This is a genomic window from Lysinibacillus sp. FSL L8-0312 (genome assembly GCF_038003285.1).
GTDB classification, from domain to species: domain Bacteria; phylum Bacillota; class Bacilli; order Bacillales_A; family Planococcaceae; genus Lysinibacillus; species Lysinibacillus fusiformis_D.
Genome location: NZ_JBBOOV010000001.1, coordinates 1,452,177 through 1,468,718 on the forward strand (window position 1 = coordinate 1,452,177; position 16,542 = coordinate 1,468,718).

The window sequence follows — 16,542 nt, forward strand, 5'->3', positions numbered from 1 at the left end:
TCAATTCATCTCCTAAAATGGACTCTTAAGCCGGAATTAGGAAATTTGATTCATTTCGAAGATCACTTGCTTCGTGTAATAAAACTCTTGTAAATCCTTGTTTAATATTTTCAAATTCTTCTTTATCTCCATGAAAAGTGATTAAATCTAAAAAGTAATCATCCCTTTTATATGTTGTGAAAACAGATAGGATGTGTTCTTTTGGTAAGTTTAAATTTAGAACTTTGTTAAGAAAATTTGTTGGTAAACATAATATAAGAGCTAATTTATCTCCATTTGGATTTAATGGCCAATCAATATTTTTAGGCAAGAAGCTATATCCGCCTAGTCGTGGTACAAGGGATTCATTTTCAACATCTTTAAAAATAATTTCAACTGACATCTGTTCAACTCCTACATTTTTTGTACAAGTTTTTTTATATGTAAGGTATATCTAATACCTATTTTTTAGGAAAAGTCGCTTTATCTTTATAATAGAGAGGTGGTCAATCCCAATCGAAGAGTCATGCTTTTCATAATTAGAAAAGCTTTTATAAAGAAATGTTCATAATTTAAAAGAAACCGTAGTTAATAATAGGTTATATGTTTTCTACCCTTTTTTCACTTTTTTCAAGAATATACATAGGAATTATTACATTTCCGAGTGCGCCTGACCATATACATAGAAGCCATGTAAGTAATTCGTCACTAGGAATAACAAATAAATCCTTTAGTCCATTTTAATTTTGTTGGTTCCAGTAACTATGTATTCATCGTTTGAATATAAAATTATTATTCTCTTTAATATCAGGAGAGTTTTGAAATCAGAATATAAACAGTGACTGTTTCAATTTTTTGTTCATAATCGGTTAAAAGTTGAGAGATTCATTACAGATATACCATTTATGATTAAAATTCCATCAAACAAATAATAAAATTATTATTCCTATTCATACCACTCATCACCTGAATATTTTTCCATTAAGTCCATAGTTTTAGGTTCATTTTCAATACAAAAATTTAGTATTTCACCAATCAGTAAATGTATCTCCTCTTGTTTAACCTCAAAACCTCTATGTTCTTTCCAATCACAATTAATTATCACATTCAAACAATTATAATCCTCCATATTATATAAAAAATCCCTTATAATCATTGAAAATGCAACATTATAACCTTTATAATTAACCCAAACTACAGCATTTCCATTATCCAACATATTTACTTTAAATGCATAATCCTCATAACTAAACCATACAGTATTACTACGTCTTTTTTCCTCTTTCATAAATTAATTTCCTCCTTAGATGTCATAGAAACCTGTAAGAACATCTAACGTAGATTACTTTTTGTACTAGTATGACTTCACCGTACTTCTCATAAAATTGATTAGTGTTGTTGTATTAGGATTTCCATATTGCTATCTAGTTTTGACCACCTTCACTTATACACTTCGCTATAAAAATACGAAAAGCACTTGTTACCATTTATAACAAAAGTGGCTTGTAAGATAGACCTTTTTAAAGTGACTCCTTCTACCATTTTCGCTTATCGATTCATATGTAAAGGTCCTCCTATACGTTCCTCCTGGATATAGATGTTCTAAGAACATTGCATAACTTTCGAAATTATATATTATACCTTCTTTAATTTTACTTCTTTATTGAGTATATTTTCTTCTACTCTCATGAGTAGCTAAATCTGCATAACGTGTCGTTATTGGTAATCGGCTATTTTTTTCTACAAAATGTAGCGTTATTTTGATGGAAGTCTCCAAATCGATCCAGTTACCGCATGAAATAAAAATGGGCTTTACATCCTTTCTCGTTCTCATCACTGCCCCATATACTTCTCCATCAATCTCAATATAAGTAACATCTCCTATTTCATTTTTTGGCATTTGAAAATCGGTATCTTTTATCTTCAAATAACTTTTTGCAACACCTATTGTGGGTTTCTTCAAATAAAAAGAAGCATGTGTTGCAATGCCCATATGCCTATAATGAAGATAACCATTTCCATCAAACATATAAAGATCTGGTTCACATTGCAGCTTTTTCACTGCTTCCATTACCAAAGGTAGTTCCCTAAATGCTAGATATCCTGAAATATACGGCACATCTATTTGACTCGAATATTCTACTTCTTCTATAATTTGTTTTGTAATATAATCTATTACGACAATACAGCAAACGCCATAATCGATCTTTCCCTCTGTCCAATAGGCAATATCAATTCCCGCTACCAAATGGATATCTGCCAATAGAAAATTATTTTTTAATGAAATCTTAGAAATCCATTTTTCTTGTTCACTTTTAAAGAATTCTTCATCTATTTTTTCAACATACGTTGGATATAGTTCCATTAATCCGTTCTTTTCTTCTAATATATTGCCTTGTACATCATATTTTTTAAAACTCACTAAGCTACCTAATGCTCTATTTTCAATTAATTTTAAAACACCATTTTCATAAAAATCTTTTTGTATACCATCTAAAATATTTTTGTTGAGATGTTTAATTTGTTTGACTTGTCCATTCGGATAAAAATGAACCATCTCCCCGTTCTTCATCCCCTTCTTAACCATATAGTAGTTGGCTAAATGACCATTTTCATAACAGTCATAGATTATACCTGTAAAAAGATGTTCGTTATTATTTTGATCATATTCCACTATAAAAGAATCATACTCATCTCCTCCATACCCAAAGTTCCTCCCAAATTTCTTTCCATTTTTCATAACGTATTCTGTGTTTAATATTTCTTCTTTCAACTTTAGATACCTCCGATCTAACTTCACATCCATCTAATAAATACAAATAGTATGGATAACATTTAAACATAATTCCATTAGACTTATTCTTAATAATGCCAGTTCTTATTACATTCACCGTCAAATCTAAAAACCGCTATAAATCTCCCATTGTATTAACCACTTTGAATTTTCATTCTAAAGCCGTCTTGTTTTTACCCATAACAAAAAAACTTAGATGGCATATAGCTGATCAAGTTATTTTTTAGCTGCTATGATTCGAAAGTTGTTCTATCAGGGAACACACCACCCTCTTTTACTAGGCAAACTGCCAATCTTTGAGCAGCTCTATCATAATAAAACTTAGATGGAAAATTATTACCTGAGATAGCTTCTAACTCGAAAAACTTTCTAGTAAATTTATTTAGCTCAATTTTCCCCATAACATTTTCATTAGGTCCGAATCTGTAAACCACAGTTTCATTATCTTCACATTCTTTTAGTAATAAAACGTATGATGCCATCTTTCTTCCTCCTCAGATGGATACCTAGGGCTCGCTCAGGTTCTACTATTCTATTAAACCATTCATAATCCTGTTTCATAATCTTCTATCAAATGTGACCAATATCCTTCTGCTTCCTTCATTGCTATGGGATCAATTTGCTCATACACCTTCCTCAACTCAATGGCATAGTTATATGAAGTGTATACACCTTCTTTTTTCATTTGCATTGATATTTCCTGCCTAATCAAATGAAACAAGAAGAACGTTCTTACATTCTGATTAAGCGTATAAATTAAAGGATGATGTAAGGAAGAACTAGTAAAAAGCTCATCGCTCCCTTCTTTTAAATAAAGTCCGTATTCATTAGACGCACAATGTCCCACTTTGATAAATGGCACTTCTCTAATCGCAGTTTTTGAGAAGTTGTTAAATTCATAGAATTCAAAATCACCAAATTCTTTTGGCACTCCGATATCTTTCATAAAACTGGCATTTGTAACACTTATCCCAAAATCAACCAATTCGTTGAAATCATAGTTTCGTGTTTCTGAATCATAATATGCTCGTAGCTCTAGGATATCAAAATCCATACTTTCACTCCTTACTTAATTGCTTTCATACTATTTTATTGTAGGATTTTTTGATTAGCCTCCATATACTTGTAGCTATACTATTGACACAGGTTTCGTTTGTAAGGACTGTCGGGTATAGGGGCGTTTTGTTTCTTTGACCATTTGCTTTATTTAACTTGTATGTGAATAAGCTTCTTACTTCCAGTGTAACCTCTTCCCAATATCTGCTTTGAGAATGCTTCATAGCTTTCTTCCAATTAACTTCTTCAACAATGGTGCTACTAGTGCTAACCTCATTAAAATTCCCTCAATTTAAAAACCAAACCCTATCAATAATTTGTCAATAATCATTTGTTGCATCCTTGCATTAAGTTTTAGGGCTAAAACTAACTAGTAATCATGTTTAGTTTGGTTAAAACGTGTTTAATTCGTTCGGATAACTTTTCTTGTTCTTCTTTCGTAAGTTGTTCATCCGTTATATCTGCAATACTAAACGATTGCAGTTCATGTTTTACCCCTTTAATACCAAGTACATCTGTTAATTCATGATTATATAAACTCTCGGCTAGTGTTGTATAAATAATAAACTTTTCACTATTAGTATTTTTACATTCCCTCTTAAATCGATGTAAGACACTTGAAATAATGGATTCAAAACTTTCGCTTTTTTTTATATAAACGTCAATAAATTTTCGGGCTTCTTCGTTTAGTTCATTATAATACCAACAAACTCTTTGGTAATAATTCACTGGCTTTTTTTTCAATTCTTGCAAAACATATTCTTTCCGGTAAATTAAATTGTTCCATTGTTCAAAGGTTAAACTATTTTCTTGTTTGATTGCTTTGAAATCTATTTCCTTTAATGAGTGTTCAATATAATTCATGAAAGAATATGAAATTTTTTCATGGGTTAATGTAATTTCTGAAATTATTATACAAAACATCGCTTTATCTGTTTCACTTTTTTTGGCTAACATGTCATATTCATTCAATGTTCTTGCAATCGCCTCCCCTTTACTCATTTTTTCTCCTAATAAATCATTGTAATCTTCTAAAATATATTCTTCATATTCTTCATAACTATAAACCATAAGAACCCTCCTGATATTTTGGTCATTTATTATTATCACCATTATACTTAAATGGTCATATATCGATATTTCTTATCAAACTGTAATTTCTTCCTTTGACTTCTTTAATAGGCAAAAAAGGTTCATTCCAAACTCATAATTCAAGTTGGAATAAACCTTTGAAAGTTTATCAAATGGCTGTCAGTTTAAAAGTGTTTGTTTGATTGAAAAGTATTTGCATATCTTCTTAAATTCTACTCATCGTTCAATTTGTTCAAACTGTTGTTTTGTATCCAAATCCTTGCTTCTTTACCCATTAGCATTATTGGTTTTTCTGGGGTTCCAATATTGATACTTTTTATAAAGGCCTCTTCTATTCCACAAATTCCTGTTAATATAGCCCCGTTTAGCAAAACTCTTTCAAACATTGCTAATCGTATATCAGCATTTAATAAAACTGCTTCACGAAAATCAGCCCCGTCAAAAAGACCAGCTACTAAATTAGCGTCTGATAAATCAGCTTTAACAAACACTGTTTCAATACATTCACTATCAGCAAGCCTAGCACCTTTAATATCAGCATTTGTGAAGTCTACATATGAGACATTAGATTTACCAAAGTCTGCTCCTTCTAAATTGGCAGATATAAAAGTTGATGAACATAGTAAAGATGAAGAGATATCCTTGTTATTTAAATCCATGCCATCAAAGATACAATCTGTTATATACGCTTGGTCTAGTGGATACGGGGACAAATCCACATTTCGCAAATCAATCTCATCTATACCTAGTTTTTCTCCTTGTTCCCCAATAGTTTCAATCCAAAGACGGTGCGACTCTAATTGAATGATAATTTCTTTGATATCAGTTGTCATACGAACCTCCCTTATAGATACCAAATAACCTCATTCGTTACCCCAACTTTCTCTATGCCTTTTTTAAATGGGGAATTATGTCTTGAGCGGATCTGTTTTTTCATGTTCTATAATGGCTTGTTTACTTTTCTGTCACACTGCCTTCTAGACCATTATTAGCATTTTGAGACCTTCACTTGTACTCTTCGTTTAGTAATCCTGATTAACATAATCTCACCTATTCTCCCTCTTATTAGTATTTAAATAACATCTCCTGATGAACTGTCTTTATGAGTTATTAATACAAATTCAAGGATATTTTTTAATGTACTATATTTTTATTTATCGCCAGTAATTTGTTATCTCCATTAGTCTGTACGTACTCCTTTATTATATTTGAACTAATGACAACACTTCAAAGCTGGCACAGTAAAACTTAATGATGTTATTCTCATAATCTTCTACTAAATAATTATTTGGTAATTCAAAACCTTTATCTTTCAAACTATTAATTCTAAAGCCTGTTATTTGATTAGAACTATTTCCAAATCCTAATAAATCTAAAGTAGTAACATCATTAAACTTCATTTTCAAAATAAACTTCCTATTATCTAGCTCTAATAAAAAGCTAACTTCTAAAAATGAAACTTGGTCATAATAAGAATTGTATCCAATATAATAGTGGAAATCAGCAATACATTTGATATCTGTTGTTTTAAAAGAAGGAATTTTATTTTCTAACTCTGTTCCTTCATACCACTCATTTATCATTTCACTTTCTCCTACACTGTAATCTTATCATTTACTTCTTTAAAAGCACTTGTCGCCTTGTTATAGACAATCAAGTGCTTTAAGTAAATTACAAATCCTACTATACTTTTTGTTAGATAAAAAATACCTTTACAAAGTTACGTGTCAAATCCAATTACAATCCATTCATCTACATAACTCCAAAAATTAATATTATATTTGGGCTTTAATTTTGCAGACCAAAAGGTAGCATTGTTATCATCACAATTTGTATAATCTATAGCTATGTAGCTCCCCATACCATTAGAGAAAAAGCCAAAAGATGAATCTAGGTTAATTTTGATAGGTTCTTCTAAATCATCAATAATACTCCATTCAATTGGTATTACATCATCATCAAGTTTACCAATTTCATCCATTGTTAATATACGAACATTTTCATTGTACTTTTTTAAATATGTAAGTTTTTGCACCATCTACTGATGATCTCCCTTTTTATTTAATTCATTAAAATCATCTCGTAAAGTTTTATGATGTATTTAAACTGTCCACTTTTTCATTGCCATTTCCTTCAGTCTAAATCGAGTAGAATTCCTCTTAAGCAAATGCTTTGTTATCTTATTGGACATCGTTCTCTTAGTAGGGAATGTCTACAAGTACTCGTTTACAAATGCCTCTTATTTGAAATTCTCCAAACCATGGTATGGATTTAGTATGTTTTCTCCTACTTCATTGATTGTTTCTTGTATTTCTTGAAGTATTGCTTTATCAATGTCTTGTCTTTGGCTAATAGAATCTTTAATTTCTTGAAAGCATTTTTTTAAACCCAAGTTTACAACAATCGACAAAATAATATCTACATCATCATATGATTCAGTATTCCACAAATCACAAAGAACTCCATCAACATTAGCTCTTATGTCAGCATGTAATAACTCATAAGTCAGCACTTGCCTGTCCATTAATTGACTCAGTATCTGTAAAAATACATTTTTATCAATCTTATTAGATGAAAAATCATTTAAAACATCTCGAAATAATGAAGCTAGTTCATTTACTGATAAAAATTCTGGCAATTTTCGGTATTCCTCTAAATTCATCATCATTTCCCCCTGTATCGGTACAGGAATATCATTTAAAGTTTGATTTTTTGTCCAAGTACTGCCTGATTGTTTATTACCTATCTTTAGTAGAGCATTTTATAGTAAATGAGATGCTGGCCCAGAATATTACTTAGAGCAACAGGTTAGGAGCACGCCATCTAATAATGAAAGTTTATTTACCAGATAAGGATAATATATACTTCTCCCCTTTTAGGAGTGTGATTTATACCTCCAATTTAATCCATGTACCCCTCAGCAATTTGTATACTTCTCTTTAGATTTAAATCTGGGTATCTTTGATCTAGGGAGTATAGTAATTCAATATACACTTTACTTTGTAAATTATATGCCACTTCTTCAAAAATTTCACTTAAAAATGAAAGTTCTATTTTTGTACAAATCTGTAAAAATTTCAGAGTTAAGTTTTCATCTTCACTAAGTAAAACAACTAGTTCTTCCCATTTTTGATTAATTCTTGGGTCATTATCATCTAGTAATGCTCGTGCACCTAAGATTGCTCTAATTTTTTCTTCAAACATTATTAATGCTCCTCTTTAAAATAACAAATGAAACAAAATCTTGGATTAAGCCGAATTAACAAAACCTTCCACCTAATCACTTAGTTATCTAATTCCAGCAATATGGGGCCTTTGCACCTTTATTTACCCATTTTCCAGCTGTCACTGCATTACCCACCACTGGAGTCGTAGTCTCTGAGGAGAAGGTCACATTGACCTGATCACCCCTTTCCTTAAATACTACCTTAACCTAGCGGATCAACCGTAATATTCGGATCTCCAACATATCCATACAATGTCGGATTATTTTTTTCGAGCCCATTCGATTAGGTATATATTTCCATATTGAATAGCTTTGACAAAGTCCTCTTATGCCTTCCCTTTGTCCTGGATACGGATGTTTTAAGGAATTACATAACTTTCTTTAGTTTTAATTCCAAACGTTTCTTTCATATATGTATTTGAAGGCATATGTTAACCCTTTATATCGCCTTTTGATTTACTTGGATATTTTCCAAATTACCTATTCTTTAACACACTTCAAAGTAATGAATCGCTAGTTTGTGATATATTTGCTTCTTATTCTATATACTTTTTTTATAATGTTCTTTCATTTCATCACAAACATTTTTATCGCTACCCTTAGTTACTTCAACAGTTTTACTATTTACCCTCTATTTTTATTAGTTCTTCCATAAGCGTGCATTCCTAGTAGTGTTTTGAAGTGCGGTGTGATTTTATAATATTAACTAAATCTCACACCCTCTAATTTTAGAAATTGATCAAACCTAGTTACCATATCTTCTTTAGTTGTTGGAACTTCTTGAGGCATATAATTAATAAAACTCTCCATATCTTCTGGGTAGTGATGATTTCCATAAAACGCTGCAATTTTATTTAATAATTCATTATCTTCTTTACAGCTATCTTTTATTCCAGATAAACAAACAAATCTGAGTTTTCTATTCTCCTCTACTAATATGCTGCTTTCTTCATCTAATTTGGGGAAATAAATCGTTTTTATTTCTGACATCACTTTATCTAAATTTTCACTAGATACGCCCCATGCAAGTTCACTTACAAACCCACTTGCAACACCAATCTCCATCAACTCTACCGCATAATCCGAAATAACGTCTTTAGTAAAATAATTTTCTCGGACACCTATAAAAATAGTTTTCCAGTCATACTGAATGTGACTATTTTTTAAATCTTTTAAGTTCAAATTATTCACCTCCTACTTTTTTGGAATTTCATTTAGTTACCCGTTATAACACCATTTTCAATGAATTCTTTGTGGCTCACTCCACCATTTGGTTCAACAATCCATTCAAAAACAACTTTTTTTGCCATTATTACTCCCTGTTATTTGATAAAAGTTCCTTTTAATCTTGTCCCCTTTTACCAGTTGGAACTCCTCCGCTAATCTTGACTATTATCACCTTGATTTTCTCATTACTCTTCATGTATTCCTTTAATCTCTCTCCCTTCACATAAATTGTTGAGAGCTTGATATATTCCGCAACCTATTTTCCAAATATAGTAATCATCTCGTACTGCGTAAACTTCCCCTGCTTTAGACATATACAATACTGCATTATCTCTAAAAGCAGTACCAATGACAACCAAATCCTCACCTATTATAACTTCATATCTTTTATAATGTCTTCTGTCTAAATCCCCCAGCCCTTCCTCCGGATCTATCACAAAATCATCCAATTTTCCATTATATTCATAGATACACTTTAATTCACCAAATTGCTCCAGTACCTCTTTTACGCAATCGAAAACGACATATCCTTTATCTGCTAGATATTTTACTTGTGAACTAATATCTTTTTTTCGGTCTGGTATCCATCCTGATTGCTTTAAGATTTTTATTGTTTTTATCGACAGTCTTTCCATACTAAACACCTTACTTTTTACCAAAAGGTAGAATCAACATTAAACTTCTCAAAAATTACTCTATTATTAATTTAGAATAAAGTTAAAATATGCCTAACCAACTAATTATTTTTTATAGTCATTTCCTCTGGTTTGTTAATATTTATCAGATAAATTGAATCAGAGCTAGAATATACTTTTAATAAGTTTTCTTCTAGCTCAAGTTTATTAAATGGATTGGAATCCGTTGAAAAGAATGCCCATATCAAATTATTATTCAGGTCAACATTAGCAACAAACCCTTCATTCCCCATACTACCTTCACCACAAATAAATATTTTATCATCATGCTGTAGAACTTTAGGATGTTTCTCAAACTCACACCAAATGTCTTCATGAAAAGACATTAAAGTCGGACAAAATTCCCCTTCTTTTTAAAATATCTCCCCTATAATAATGACAATCCCTTTCTTTTAAGATAGTCTGCCACAAAGTGTTTTAGTTTTTATTTTTCCAGAAATGATTTTCTATCTTTGACTTTTTTGTAGAAATTCAACATACTTTTTTGCTTGATTTGCATTAATACTCTCGCTCTTAAATTTTTATTTTGTATCTTTCAAATCTCCTTTCATCCAACTAATTATTATATCTTTTATTTTTTCCAAGTTATTATTATTTAATGTGCAAACTATCACTAACTCTTTCTGGCTACTATTGTCCATAGAGCTATTCATCCAATAATAAAATACATCCTCATGCTTAGAGCTCTCTTGGATAATTTTTATTATTTTATTCTCTTTTTTTGATTTTGCTGAAAATATCGGATTTCCATCCATCATTTTTTTTCCATTACTGAAGGTAGTATTATAGTAGGGGCATATCCAATCACTTCCATCAATATTCTCTCTATGTAACAACATAAAAAACATATCAATCCAATATTTTTCTAAAGCTGTATACACATCTTCCTTATCCATGTAATTAACAAAGTAATGAAGCCTATTACTATTTTCCACAACACTTCCCCCAGCATCTTTAATAAACTTACGAGCCCTATCTAATTCGTTTTTCCTTATTTTTTTGTCCTTCTTGCTCTCATTATTATGTATTTTTAAATTTTCCTTACTTGTTGTTCTCTTGAAAACCCCAGACTTAACAAGCTTCCTTTCTCGATAAAATAAATTCCTTTAAATTTTAGACCCCAATAATTCATTTCTGGTCAATTCTAACTTTTGCACCTAACGACATAAAATAGTTAGCTAAAACTAGTGTATTTTCCCCATGTCCCTCACCTATTAGAAACCCATTACTAGTTAATCGGTTTCGTATCTCATCGAGTGATAGTCCTGTTTCTTTTTTTAATGCTAGGATCACTTTTGATTTATTTTTACCCGGATCATCAAGATACACATAATATTTTTTTACTTTTTCTTTAATGCGTTGCTCAATTGGAGTAAAATTTTCTGTTGATTTCATAATGGGAAGAAATCTACATATATTTCTAATTTCTTCATCACTTAATTTAATTTTCCACTCTTTCTCCATTAGCTCATAGAAATTAGATTGATATTCTCCGACTTTATAGTATCTATCATCATGTTTATCAAGCCAAACAGACAAAAAAAAGTCGAACTTTTCGAGTGAATCTACTAGGAGTTTTGGAGAAAACTCTTCTCCAACATCACCATAATAAATTGGAGTTTCAACTTTACTAATATCTGCAATTACTGGATTCCCACTCCAATTGGAGATAATAATCCAATTTTCATTCCATTTCATTTTTTCTGAAATATCTTTCCAACCTTTTTCATCTCTAATAAATCGATAACCTTCTAAAGCGACTAGTAGATTTTCCATACCGACTATATAGAAGTCGTTCGTCCAATAAAACAATATGTCTTTAGATTTTGGTAAACCACTGTACCATTTCAAAAGGGCTTGGCTTAAAAGAGGGAGTTTAAAAATCTTTTCTAACTCCCCTTTCGTTTCTGTAGATGTTCCTAAACATCTAACCTTACTGCTATTTTCATACTTAGAAATTGCATGAGCTAGGTACTTCACTGCTTTTTATAGCTCCCTCCACTGTTATATTTCTCATTGCTTGTCAATCAATTAGTCGACCAGAGTTACATTAGTATCGTTTTGTCTATGACCTCTCTCACCATATAAAGGTTCATTATCAAGTAAGGAGAAACAACCATATTACCCATTTACTTTTTAATAAAATCCCATAATACCCTAAGACTGAAGTTACAAAATTAATCACTAGCAAAAAAACGCTTCTTTAACTAATAAACCTAACCTTCTAAACTTTTTAACCACTTATTATAGTAGCTGAACTGTTCTTCAATTTTTACAAACCTCAAACCATTGTCAAATTCAAATATATTAACTATATCTTTTAATCTAGCTGGCTTTCCTATTTTTAATTTATATGCTAAATGTCCGGTACCCATCGATAGTTGCATTTGAGATGGATAAACATTTAACGCAGCCCCATTACACATGACTTGTATATGTTTATCCTCTAGATGTTGTCGCAGGCTTTGAAGTGCCAGGAAAAAGTTATCATGTTCGACACTTATTGTGTCATCTAATATTAATAGTTCTATTAAAACCATTTCTTCTTCATCTGGAGATTCCTCATACAGTTTCAAAATACCATCAAATATTTTTCCGTCATTCATAGCAAGTTTTATAGTTTTACTTTCATAATTCAAAATATCACCTTCCATATAGTGGGGTAGGAGGTATTAAACATTCTAATTGTTCTGGACTGGCGAACGAGCCCCGAGTGATTTATTAACTTCAATATAATTAGAGGTTTTAATTTCATAAAAGTGACACCATTCCTAACAAAAAACATATGTAAAGGAGATTTTTGAGTTCTTCATTATATTTGTTTTGAAAGTAATAGTAAAAACTAATCGTACCGTGTTTAGCTATTAACTAATAAAATTATATAACCTATTCAGCTTCTCCCTTGCATAACTTCCAGCATATCAAACAATAACTTAATATTGTTATTTTTCTCTGTGTATCCAAAATGCACTGGACAGCAAAACTTTTGATCCTCCGAAACTGCACGTGCTTGCCCAGTTATAATTTTACACCAATTCTCCTATTTTTCCACTATCACCCATAAACCGCTTCTGAATTTGTCATAGCCACAGTTAAACCCTATCAAAAAAGTAAATAAATTAATGAGTCATTTTATCAGATTTCAATCCCATCTTTTTATAAATTCATTCCTAACATCCTCTGAGTTCAGCAACCTCGCCGAATAATTTTCAACTATTTCTGCTCATTCATCAGCAGAAATAGATATAAAAACTGTTATGTCATCTTTTTCATGACAAAAATATTATCTGGAAGGTTACAAGCGTTATGTATAGCAAGCGTTTTATTCGACACTCCTCTATGTTCGAAGCAAAAAAACCATTCCTACTCGTGGTTCAAGAGAGAATGATCTTTTGAAAATTTATTAAATATTCGAAGCATTTAGTAATTGACTTGTTCGTTGTATTGAACAGTCTTATTATCACTTTGCAAACCTACCACTTTTCATGTATTTTCGAAAGAAGGTTTACTTAAATCAATGTGAAATTTTCACAAATATAAAACAGCCTTTATCTTGTCCTGAACTGAACCCCGAATAGTGGACACTTTAAAAAAAGTGGACCTTATTCGGGGTTTTTCTATTTTCAACGTTTGAAAACCCCGTTATACTAACCATACCATTTATGAACGGGAGAACATCATGAGTAAAATAATTTTTAACGAACACCAACGCAGACAAATTGAAGCGAATCCAAATGTCGCCTCAGTATCCGACCGCTCAATTCAATATACAGCCGACTTTAAATTAAAAGCTGTTCAGGCAAATTTACAAGGAAAAGGTCCAGTCCAAATCTTCAGAGAAGCGGGATTTGACTTAGAGCTGATAGGGATTAAGAAAGCTAAAAGTGCAATTAGCCGTTGGAAGAAAACATATCAAACACATGGTAAGGAAGGCTTTTTAGAGGAACGTCGTGGAAAAGAGAGTACTGGTCGACCACGCCTTGAAAACTTATCCGCAGAAAAGAAACTTGAGAAAGCGGAAGCGCGTATTCAACTGTTAGAGGCAGAGCTTCATCTGCTAAAAAAGCTCGACGAAATGGAAAGGCAGGCGAAAAAGAATCGTTTTTAACACCGAAAGAGAAATACCAAGCCATCAATGAAACAATTCGTTTCTATCAATTAAAAAAGATGACTCGTCACCTTTGTCAGGTAGCGAATGTCAGTCCAAGCGGCTATTATAAGTGGCTTCAAAATAAGGAGAAACACGCTTTACGTGAAGAAGCTGATTATCAAGATTACATCTTATTAAAATCAATTTATGATCAAGCGAAAGGCAAAATGGGTTATCGTGGATTTTATATGGCACTGGTAGATGTGCTGGACACACCGATGAACCATAAAAAGATTCTTCGTCTGATGCGTAAGTTCAATTTATATGCGAAAGTACGTCGTGCGAATCCGTATCGTCTGTTAGAAAAAGCAACAGAGGCGCATCGCCGTATACCGAACCATTTAAACCGAGCATTTAAGCAAGAAGAGCCAGGAAAAGTATTCTTAACAGATATTACGTATCTGCAATATAGAGGTGGTCAAAGGGCGTATTTATTATGCGTGAAAGATGTCGCAACACGAGAAATTGTAGCATACGAATTATCTACTACGTTAAAGATGTCCCTTGTCTATAAGACGCTTGAAAAGTTAAAAACACATCTAGAGGGCAATCTTCATCCAGAAGCGCTGATTCACTCGGACCAAGGTATTCATTATACACACCCAGAATATCAGCAGCGTGTAAAAGAAATGGGACTTTTTCAATCAATGTCCCGCAGAGGAAATTGTCTTGATAATGCGCCAATGGAATCGTTTTTCGGTCATTTCAAAGATGAAGTAGACTATAAACAAGCAGAAAGTTTGGCAGAATTACACACAATAGTGATGGACTATATGAACCATTATAATCACACACGAAAGCAATGGACATTAAAAAAGATGGCTCCGGCAACTTACCGAAGCCATCTCATTGCGGCTTAACCTAAAACTACATCCCTTTTTATTAAACTTTCTACCAAATAGGGTTCAGTTCACTAGTGTTGCTATTGACTCTTTTTATTTTATAAATTTGCTACTTTCAAATAATTTATTTTTAATAAAATAAATTCCATAGGTATATAATCAAAAAGTCACACATTTTCATTTCCAAAATACAATTTAATGCTTATCTCCAAAATCGTATTATCTAAGAGCTTTATACTCTCACAGTACCATATAAAACAAAATCTCTCATTTTATATTATCTACTGAAATATTAAGCTGTTAGGTTTTTAATATGTACTGCATATATATCCCCTCAATTATTATTTTCAAATTCCTTCATTTTATCAATTTTAATTCTGTCCCCTTCATCTTGTGGTATATTATTCAGATATTTACTTTCCCAATATTCCAACCTATCGGAAGGGCCAAAACTTGATTCTTTCCATTTAGTATAATCATATTCAATTTTTAACTTTCCTTCAGATGTAAGTTTCATGGTAATTGAAAACCAAGGATCTTGTCCATTATCTAAAAATACATTCTTCAAACTATTTGTTGTTTCTAATAATTTCCTCATTAAACCATTATATATCTGTAAATTGATATTGTACTTTTTTAAAATATCTCGGCAATAAACATAATATTCCTTATTTGTTGGTTTGTAAAAAAAGAAAACTCCTCCTTCTCCATTTTCCACCTCACCATTAAAATAAAATTCTTCCCAGTCTTCTGGTATTAATTCATTTATTGTTTCTGCTATTTTTCTATATAATACATTCATCTGTTCTTCCATTTTACTAACCTCCCGGTTGATTTAGTATTGTTCTAGTAACTTCTCTTTTATTTCCTATTTGGTAAGTTACTTCAAAAGAATCTGGTCGCATTGAATTCCCCGAGTATGTCGGATTAATTTGAACAGTAACTTTTTTCGGAGGTGTTTCTTTCAATGCATTTGCCCATTCTGTCTCCATATTGAACCATTCACCACCAGAACGGTTAATCTGGCTATTTTGTGGAACTAGGTTATCGATATCCTTTGGCCCTTTAAACTGTGCTCCTATTAAGTGTCCACCGTCGTCATCAGGTAATCGATCTTTTCCTCCCACTGTTCTCTGTGCGTATGCATTTCGTTCAGCTGTACCTAGTACAAGCGTTCCTTCACAATCGGTAATACGTCCATTGCTATCTGTACGATAAGTATAACCTTCTGGTGTTTTGTATTCTACATTTGGTTTTAAAACTTTTTTTCTACCATTCTTCGTGAAATGTTCACCGTAATTCACCGCTTTGGGAGAAGGCGTAGGTTGGGAATTAGACGGCTTCGGACTTGGAGTTGTTGTGTTTCTTCCTACTGTTCCTGTATCCTCCACGCGTCTAATGTCTCCACCTGCTCCTGCTAACTCCCACTGTTGTGGTGGTCGCAGCATCTGACGCAGTTGCTGTTTGACTTCGGCTACTTT

At 31.9% G+C, this 16,542-nt stretch carries 19 protein-coding genes and 1 pseudogene; 1 reads left to right on the top strand and 19 read right to left on the bottom strand.

Annotated elements, in window-relative coordinates; all coding sequences use genetic code 11:
- Positions 1–25: 25 nt before the first annotated feature.
- From MHI22_RS07370 to MHI22_RS07450, 17 genes are all read right to left on the bottom strand, one after another.
- On the bottom strand, positions 26–382 hold the full coding sequence (locus MHI22_RS07370; protein ID WP_340811525.1) for a DUF1963 domain-containing protein: 357 nt from the start codon (positions 380–382) through the stop codon (positions 26–28).
- A gap of 543 nt (positions 383–925) precedes the next feature.
- Complete coding sequence (locus MHI22_RS07375; RefSeq protein ID WP_340811527.1) at positions 926–1,267, bottom strand: hypothetical protein; 342 nt, start codon at positions 1,265–1,267, stop codon at positions 926–928.
- A gap of 372 nt (positions 1,268–1,639) precedes the next feature.
- The gene (locus tag MHI22_RS07380; RefSeq protein WP_340812706.1) at positions 1,640–2,344 is read right to left on the bottom strand and encodes an endonuclease V; all 705 of its coding nucleotides are present in this window, start codon (positions 2,342–2,344) and stop codon (positions 1,640–1,642) included.
- A gap of 659 nt (positions 2,345–3,003) precedes the next feature.
- The gene (locus MHI22_RS07385) at positions 3,004–3,255 is read right to left on the bottom strand and encodes a hypothetical protein (RefSeq protein ID WP_271910288.1); all 252 of its coding nucleotides are present in this window, start codon (positions 3,253–3,255) and stop codon (positions 3,004–3,006) included.
- A gap of 62 nt (positions 3,256–3,317) precedes the next feature.
- A complete protein-coding gene (locus MHI22_RS07390) occupies positions 3,318–3,827 on the bottom strand; it encodes a hypothetical protein (RefSeq protein ID WP_340811530.1) in 510 nt (169 codons plus the stop codon).
- A 368-nt stretch (positions 3,828–4,195) separates the two neighbouring features.
- Positions 4,196–4,900 carry an Imm3 family immunity protein gene (locus tag MHI22_RS07395; RefSeq protein WP_340811532.1) on the bottom strand — a complete coding sequence of 235 codons (705 nt, stop codon included), beginning with the start codon at positions 4,898–4,900 and terminating at the stop codon, positions 4,196–4,198.
- 233 nt (positions 4,901–5,133) lie between these two features.
- Positions 5,134–5,754, bottom strand: a complete 621-nt coding sequence (locus MHI22_RS07400; protein WP_340811534.1) for a pentapeptide repeat-containing protein — start codon at positions 5,752–5,754, stop codon at positions 5,134–5,136.
- A gap of 369 nt (positions 5,755–6,123) precedes the next feature.
- A complete protein-coding gene (locus MHI22_RS07405; protein WP_340811536.1) occupies positions 6,124–6,504 on the bottom strand; it encodes a hypothetical protein in 381 nt (126 codons plus the stop codon).
- Positions 6,505–6,641: 137 nt separating this feature from the next.
- The gene (locus MHI22_RS07410) at positions 6,642–6,959 is read right to left on the bottom strand and encodes a hypothetical protein (RefSeq protein WP_340811538.1); all 318 of its coding nucleotides are present in this window, start codon (positions 6,957–6,959) and stop codon (positions 6,642–6,644) included.
- 201 nt (positions 6,960–7,160) lie between these two features.
- Positions 7,161–7,583 carry a hypothetical protein gene (locus MHI22_RS07415; protein ID WP_340811540.1) on the bottom strand — a complete coding sequence of 141 codons (423 nt, stop codon included), beginning with the start codon at positions 7,581–7,583 and terminating at the stop codon, positions 7,161–7,163.
- 239 nt (positions 7,584–7,822) lie between these two features.
- On the bottom strand, positions 7,823–8,125 hold the full coding sequence (locus MHI22_RS07420) for a hypothetical protein (protein WP_340811541.1): 303 nt from the start codon (positions 8,123–8,125) through the stop codon (positions 7,823–7,825).
- A 724-nt stretch (positions 8,126–8,849) separates the two neighbouring features.
- Positions 8,850–9,329: a DUF2247 family protein gene (locus tag MHI22_RS07425; RefSeq protein ID WP_340811543.1), complete on the bottom strand. Its 480-nt coding sequence runs from the start codon at positions 9,327–9,329 to the stop codon at positions 8,850–8,852.
- A 230-nt stretch (positions 9,330–9,559) separates the two neighbouring features.
- On the bottom strand, positions 9,560–10,033 hold the full coding sequence (locus MHI22_RS07430; protein ID WP_340811544.1) for an SUKH-3 domain-containing protein: 474 nt from the start codon (positions 10,031–10,033) through the stop codon (positions 9,560–9,562).
- Between the two features lie 77 nt (positions 10,034–10,110).
- Positions 10,111–10,395, bottom strand: a complete 285-nt coding sequence (locus MHI22_RS07435; protein WP_340811546.1) for a hypothetical protein — start codon at positions 10,393–10,395, stop codon at positions 10,111–10,113.
- Between the two features lie 195 nt (positions 10,396–10,590).
- A complete protein-coding gene (locus MHI22_RS07440; RefSeq protein WP_340811548.1) occupies positions 10,591–11,004 on the bottom strand; it encodes a hypothetical protein in 414 nt (137 codons plus the stop codon).
- 193 nt (positions 11,005–11,197) lie between these two features.
- Positions 11,198–12,049, bottom strand: coding sequence for a hypothetical protein (locus MHI22_RS07445; protein WP_271910305.1), 852 nt, complete (start codon positions 12,047–12,049; stop codon positions 11,198–11,200).
- Positions 12,050–12,285: 236 nt separating this feature from the next.
- Entirely contained in the window at positions 12,286–12,708 is a 423-nt protein-coding gene (locus MHI22_RS07450; protein ID WP_271910306.1) for a hypothetical protein, read from the bottom strand.
- A 1,040-nt stretch (positions 12,709–13,748) separates the two neighbouring features.
- Between MHI22_RS07450 and MHI22_RS07455 the strand changes: the two genes are divergently transcribed.
- Positions 13,749–15,079, top strand: a protein-coding gene (locus MHI22_RS07455; RefSeq protein ID WP_340811550.1) for an IS3 family transposase whose coding sequence is annotated in 2 segments (ribosomal slippage) — positions 13,749–14,127 and positions 14,127–15,079 — 1,332 coding nt in all. Because the reading frame shifts where the segments join, the coding sequence is not laid out codon by codon here.
- 316 nt (positions 15,080–15,395) lie between these two features.
- On the opposite strand, the gene MHI22_RS07460 is transcribed toward MHI22_RS07455, so the two are convergent.
- On the bottom strand, positions 15,396–15,875 hold the full coding sequence (locus MHI22_RS07460; protein WP_340811552.1) for an immunity protein YezG family protein: 480 nt from the start codon (positions 15,873–15,875) through the stop codon (positions 15,396–15,398).
- Positions 15,876–15,879: 4 nt separating this feature from the next.
- A pseudogene (locus MHI22_RS07465) lies at positions 15,880–16,407 on the bottom strand (DNA/RNA non-specific endonuclease); the annotation flags it as partial.
- Positions 16,408–16,542: the final 135 nt, after the last annotated feature.

Coding starts and splice junctions, on each gene's coding strand:
- MHI22_RS07370 (WP_340811525.1), bottom strand. CDS start 382: ATGTCAGTTGAAATTATTTTTAAAGATGTTGAAAATGAATCCCTTGTA.
- MHI22_RS07375 (WP_340811527.1), bottom strand. CDS start 1,267: ATGAAAGAGGAAAAAAGACGTAGTAATACTGTATGGTTTAGTTATGAG.
- MHI22_RS07380 (WP_340812706.1), bottom strand. CDS start 2,344: ATGGAACTATATCCAACGTATGTTGAAAAAATAGATGAAGAATTCTTT.
- MHI22_RS07385 (WP_271910288.1), bottom strand. CDS start 3,255: ATGGCATCATACGTTTTATTACTAAAAGAATGTGAAGATAATGAAACT.
- MHI22_RS07390 (WP_340811530.1), bottom strand. CDS start 3,827: ATGGATTTTGATATCCTAGAGCTACGAGCATATTATGATTCAGAAACA.
- MHI22_RS07395 (WP_340811532.1), bottom strand. CDS start 4,900: ATGGTTTATAGTTATGAAGAATATGAAGAATATATTTTAGAAGATTAC.
- MHI22_RS07400 (WP_340811534.1), bottom strand. CDS start 5,754: ATGACAACTGATATCAAAGAAATTATCATTCAATTAGAGTCGCACCGT.
- MHI22_RS07405 (WP_340811536.1), bottom strand. CDS start 6,504: ATGATAAATGAGTGGTATGAAGGAACAGAGTTAGAAAATAAAATTCCT.
- MHI22_RS07410 (WP_340811538.1), bottom strand. CDS start 6,959: ATGGTGCAAAAACTTACATATTTAAAAAAGTACAATGAAAATGTTCGT.
- MHI22_RS07415 (WP_340811540.1), bottom strand. CDS start 7,583: ATGAATTTAGAGGAATACCGAAAATTGCCAGAATTTTTATCAGTAAAT.
- MHI22_RS07420 (WP_340811541.1), bottom strand. CDS start 8,125: ATGTTTGAAGAAAAAATTAGAGCAATCTTAGGTGCACGAGCATTACTA.
- MHI22_RS07435 (WP_340811546.1), bottom strand. CDS start 10,395: ATGTCTTTTCATGAAGACATTTGGTGTGAGTTTGAGAAACATCCTAAA.
- MHI22_RS07460 (WP_340811552.1), bottom strand. CDS start 15,875: ATGGAAGAACAGATGAATGTATTATATAGAAAAATAGCAGAAACAATA.